Origin of the sequence: Streptomyces aurantiacus JA 4570 (genome assembly GCF_000414115.1) — a bacterium.
GTDB classification, from domain to species: Bacteria; Actinomycetota; Actinomycetes; order Streptomycetales; family Streptomycetaceae; genus Streptomyces; species Streptomyces aurantiacus_A.
Genome location: NZ_AOPZ01000367.1, coordinates 1 through 4,226, shown reverse-complemented (window position 1 = coordinate 4,226; position 4,226 = coordinate 1). Strand labels below are relative to the sequence as shown.

Here is a 4,226-nt window from a genome sequence, read left to right as displayed (position 1 = left end):
CTCGTCGTCAGCCCGCTCACCGCCAAGACGCACGTGAGCCGCACGATGGTGAAGCTGGGCGCCCGCGACCGCGCCCAACTGGTCGTCCTGGCCTACGAGTCGGGCCTCGTGCGGCCGGGCTGGCTCGGCTGAGCGGAGCGCGGCTGCCTCCGGCCGGTCTGTTCGCGCGCGTTGAAGCGCCAGAGCACGGTGACGAGGCGTACGACGAAGGCGACCGCCGCGAGCGTGCAGCCGATGACGAGAAGTACGCGTTCGGTGCCCGCCGAGAGGTCGAAGGCGATCACCGGTCCCGCCACCATCGCGCCGATCACGGCGACCGCCACGACGGTCGCGCTCACGAGCGCGTACCCGATCTCCACCGTCATGGCGTCCCGCTCGGCCTGACTGCGCCGCCCCTGCCCCGTCGTCCTCGTCATGTTTCCGCCCGTTTCCCCGTGATGTTCCTCCGGCGAGTGTCACAGCCGGATGCCCGGCGGGCAAGGAACCCGCCGGGCATCCGGCTCGCGTACGTACGCGGTGTGCGGGGGACGGCGGGCGACGGCCCGCGTGGCGACGGTCAGTCGCCCACGGTCACCCGCTCGTCCGCCGGAGCCGTCTCGCGGGGCGCCGTCGGGGCCGTCGGGGCCGTCGACTTGGCGACGACGACGGTCCGCTGCCTGCGCCGCGCCCGCAGCCCGGTGAGGTTGATGAGCAGGCCCGCGAGCGCGAACACCGTCACGAGGACCAGGCCGGGCCGGTAGCTGTCGAGGACCTCCTGCGGCGAGGCGGCGCCCTCGGCGGAGCCGTGGTCGGAGGCCGTGATGACGGCGGTGGTGATCGCGAGGATCACCGCGCCGCCCACCTGGATCGAGGTGTTGAGCAGGCCCGAGACCATGCCCTGCTCGTGGTCGTCCACGCCGTTGGTGGCCTGGATGTTGAGCGAGGGGAAGACCAGGGCGCAGGCGACGCCGAGCAGCACCATGGACGGCAGGATGACCGCGACGTACGTGGGCGTCAGGTCGATCCGCAGGAACAGCGCGTACGACACCACGAGCAGCGCGAAGCCCGTCACGATCACGCGTGTCGTGCCGAACCGGTCGATGACACCGGCGATCTTCGTGGCCGAAAGGGCGACGATCACGCCCGCGGGCAGGAAGGCGAGCGCCGTCTCCAGGGCGGACCAGCCGAGCAGCGACTGCAGGTACTGCGTGGCGATGAACTGGAACGACACATAGCCACCGAAGAACGTCACCGCGCCGAGCTGGGCCCGGATCTGCGGCCCGGAGCGCAGGACGCCGAGGCGGATGAGCGGGCTGGCGGTGCGCAGCTCGATGGCGACGAACACGGCCAGCAGCACGGCCACGGCCAGGAAGGACAGCAGCGTGCGGGCGGAGGCCCAGCCGACCTCGGGGGCCTGCACGACGGTGAACACGAGCAGCAGCATCGACGCCGTGCCGGTGACGGCGCCCGGCACGTCGTACCCGCCGCGGTTCTTCTCGCGCGGCGAGCGCGGGATCAGCTTGAGCCCGGCGACGAGGGCGATCACGGCGATCGGGGCGGGCAGCAGCATGGTGAGCCGCCAGCTCACCTCGGTGAGCACGCCGGACAGCACCAGGCCGAGGGAGAAGCCGGTGGCGGCGCAGGTGGTGTAGATGGACAGGGCGCGGTTGCGGACCGGGCCCTCGGCGAATGTCGTGGTGATGATGGACAGGCCCGCGGGCGCCGTGAACGCGGCGCTCAGGCCCTTCACGAAGCGGCTGGCGATCAGCAGCGGGCCGGAGTCGACGAGGCCGCCGAGCAGTGAGGTCAGGGCGAAGACGGCCAGCGCGATCAGGAACACCTCGCGCCGGCCGAGCAGGTCGGCCGCCCGGCCGCCGAGCAGCAGCAGGCCGCCGTATCCAAGGATGTAGCCGCTGACCACCCACTGCAGGGACGAGGTGGACAGGTCGAGTTCGGAGCCGATGGAGGGCAGGGCCACGCCGACCATCGACACGTCGAGCGCGTCCAGGAACATCGCTGCGCACAGCACGAGCAGCGTGCCCCACAGACGCGGGGTCCAGCGCTCCGGGGACGCGGAGGCAGCAGGGAGCGGAGAAGTCATGCGGAGCAGAGTTCCATGCGCATGCATTGAATGCAAGCGCATTTAATTCACGTGCAATAAAGCGCGAACTTTGCTACCGTGCGTGCATGGCGGCGACCAAGGCCGGGCCGGCGGCGACTGACGCCGAGCAGGGGCTCGTGAACCAGTGGCGGGACATCCTCGCGGTGCACGCGCGCACCCAGTGCGAACTCGACCGCGAGCTGCACGAACACGGCCTGGGTGCCAGTGATTTCGAGGTGCTCGACGTGCTCGCCGCGGGCGGCGCGGAGGACGGCAGTGACGCCTTCCGCGTCCAGGAGATCGCCTGCCAGGTGCACCTGAGCCAGAGCGCCCTCTCCCGCCTCATCGGCCGCCTGGAGAAGGACGGCCTGGTGGAGCGCGGCATGTGCAGCGAGGACCGCCGCGGGGTGCGGGTCTGCCTGACCGACAAGGGCCACCGGGTGCACGCCGAGGCACGGCCGGTGCAGCGGGCGGTGCTCGCGCGGATGCTGGCCGGCTGACCGCCCGGCCGCGGGAGAATCCCGGTCGCGCGCGACACCCGCTGGACGTACGGTCCGACCTGCTCTGACGGCTCCGCGCGCCGTCCCTCAGCCCACCGCCGACTGCTCGCGCCACAGCGCCGCCAGCGTGGCGTCGCCCGTGACCTGGGGGAACGGCAGCCGGTTCCACAGGGCCAGATAGAGGTACGCGGCCTGGCCCGCGACCTCGCAGTCGGCGGGTGCCGTGTCGCCGGTCTCGGTGACCGGGACGTCGGCGGACAGACGCACCGTCCAGGTGCCGTCCGCGTCCGTGGCCCGCACGCGCAGCACCTGCGGCTTCTCCGTACGCACCCGGCTCTTGGCGCGCGCGTGGAAGCCGCGCAGCAGTTCGTCGATCCCGTCCACCGCGAACGGCGTGCTCACCGGTGACGTGCTACCGCCGCGCGCGGACTCGGCGTCGACGCGGTGGATCGTCGTCTCGTTCGCCTGCCGCCGCGCCCAGAACGCGAGGGGCGAGGGCGCGGGCAGGAACGTCCAGCACTGTACGTCGGCGGGCGCGCCGCGCAGCGTGGCGACGAGGTGGGCGTGGCCCTCCCGGAACCAGCCGATGAGCGCGGCGCCGTCCAGCTCGCCCGGTTCCTGCCAGGGGCGGAACGTGGGCTGGGCGTCCGCGATGAATCCGGCGGCCCAGCGGTGCACCATGCCGGTGTGCCGCAGCAGATCACGCACCTGCCAGCCGGGGCAGGTGGGCACGGCCGCGTCGAGCCCGGCCTCCTCGGCGGCGTCCGCCGTCAACGTGCCTTCGCGGTCCAGGATTTCGATGTACTCGGCAGTCTCCATGCGGCGATTGTGCAGGACGACGCCGGTTCCCGGCGCGTCGGTTTTTCGCGCTTGCCCGGTGGCGGGCCGTTGCGGTCGTCACGACCCACGCTCCGAAGACGCGCGCGGGCTCAGCACGTTGGCGTCGTGGCACCGGTGTCGCGTGCGCGGGCGTGCCCGGACTGACCGTCCGCCGTTGGCCGTTCGCCCTCCGTCGGTCGTTCACCTTGCGTCGGCTGTTCACCCTCCGACGACGTGCGACCCGTCGCGGCGCCGATGCACGCCGCCACCGCCGCGAGCGCGGCCACGCTGGTCAGGGCCACCGGCAGCGAGAACCAGTCCGCCATGAACCCGATCGCGGGCGGCCCGAGCAGCATGCCGCCGTAGCCGAGCGTGGACGCGGTGGCCACGCCGCTGGGGCCGGCGAGGGCCCCGGCGCGCTCGATCGCGACCGGGAAGATGTTCGCGAGCCCGAGCCCGGTGACGGCGAATCCGGCGAGGGCGACGCCGACCGACGGGGCGAGCGCGCCCAGGAGCATCCCGGCCGCCGCCAGGATCCCGCCGCCGACGACGGTGCGCGTGCGGCCGAGCCGTTCGAGGAGGGCCGTACCGGAGAGGCGGCCGATCGTCATGGCGAACGCGAAGCAGGAGTAGCCCGCGGCCGCGATGCCCGGATGGGCGTGCAGATCCTGCTCCAGGTGCAGCGCGCCCCAGTCGGCGAGCGCCCCCTCGCCGTACGCCGTGCACAGCGCGACCAGGCCGAAGACCAGCACGAGCCCGCGAGTGCCGCGGCCGGTGCGGCGCGGCGCCCGGGCGCCGGACCGGACGGCCCCGGCGTCGTCGGCGGG

General features: G+C 73.0%; 6 protein-coding genes. 2 read left to right on the top strand and 4 right to left on the bottom strand.

The features are described 5' to 3' along the window. The coding region (locus STRAU_RS30645) for a LuxR C-terminal-related transcriptional regulator (protein WP_037662988.1) at positions 1–132 on the top strand (132 nt) is incomplete at its 5' end. Here the strand turns inward: STRAU_RS30645 and STRAU_RS30640 are convergent. Together STRAU_RS30640 and STRAU_RS30635 are read right to left on the bottom strand one after the other, a co-directional pair. Then, positions 93–416, bottom strand: coding sequence for a DUF6332 family protein (locus tag STRAU_RS30640; protein ID WP_016644301.1), 324 nt, complete (start codon positions 414–416; stop codon positions 93–95). The genes STRAU_RS30645 and STRAU_RS30640 overlap by 40 nt on opposite strands. Before the next feature lie 140 nt (positions 417–556). Beyond that, the gene (locus STRAU_RS30635) at positions 557–2,080 is read right to left on the bottom strand and encodes an MFS transporter (RefSeq protein WP_016644300.1); all 1,524 of its coding nucleotides are present in this window, start codon (positions 2,078–2,080) and stop codon (positions 557–559) included. Between the two features lie 86 nt (positions 2,081–2,166). On the opposite strand from STRAU_RS30635, the gene STRAU_RS30630 reads away from it, so the two are divergent. Beyond that, a complete protein-coding gene (locus tag STRAU_RS30630; RefSeq protein WP_016644299.1) occupies positions 2,167–2,580 on the top strand; it encodes a MarR family winged helix-turn-helix transcriptional regulator in 414 nt (137 codons plus the stop codon). Between the two features lie 87 nt (positions 2,581–2,667). Here STRAU_RS30630 and STRAU_RS30625 read toward each other — a convergent pair whose 3' ends face one another. Together STRAU_RS30625 and STRAU_RS30620 are read right to left on the bottom strand one after the other, a co-directional pair. Then, entirely contained in the window at positions 2,668–3,399 is a 732-nt protein-coding gene (locus tag STRAU_RS30625; protein ID WP_016644298.1) for a maleylpyruvate isomerase family mycothiol-dependent enzyme, read from the bottom strand. Between the two features lie 110 nt (positions 3,400–3,509). Beyond that, positions 3,510–4,226 (bottom strand): MFS transporter (locus tag STRAU_RS30620; RefSeq protein WP_158692166.1); only part of this gene is annotated, 717 nt, incomplete at its 5' end.

Bases quoted from the DNA above. Each gene is read 5' to 3' on its own strand.
- STRAU_RS30640 (WP_016644301.1), bottom strand. From the start codon at position 416: ATGACGAGGACGACGGGGCAGGGGCGGCGCAGTCAGGCCGAGCGGGAC.
- STRAU_RS30635 (WP_016644300.1), bottom strand. From the start codon at position 2,080: ATGACTTCTCCGCTCCCTGCTGCCTCCGCGTCCCCGGAGCGCTGGACC.
- STRAU_RS30630 (WP_016644299.1), top strand. From the start codon at position 2,167: ATGGCGGCGACCAAGGCCGGGCCGGCGGCGACTGACGCCGAGCAGGGG.
- STRAU_RS30625 (WP_016644298.1), bottom strand. From the start codon at position 3,399: ATGGAGACTGCCGAGTACATCGAAATCCTGGACCGCGAAGGCACGTTG.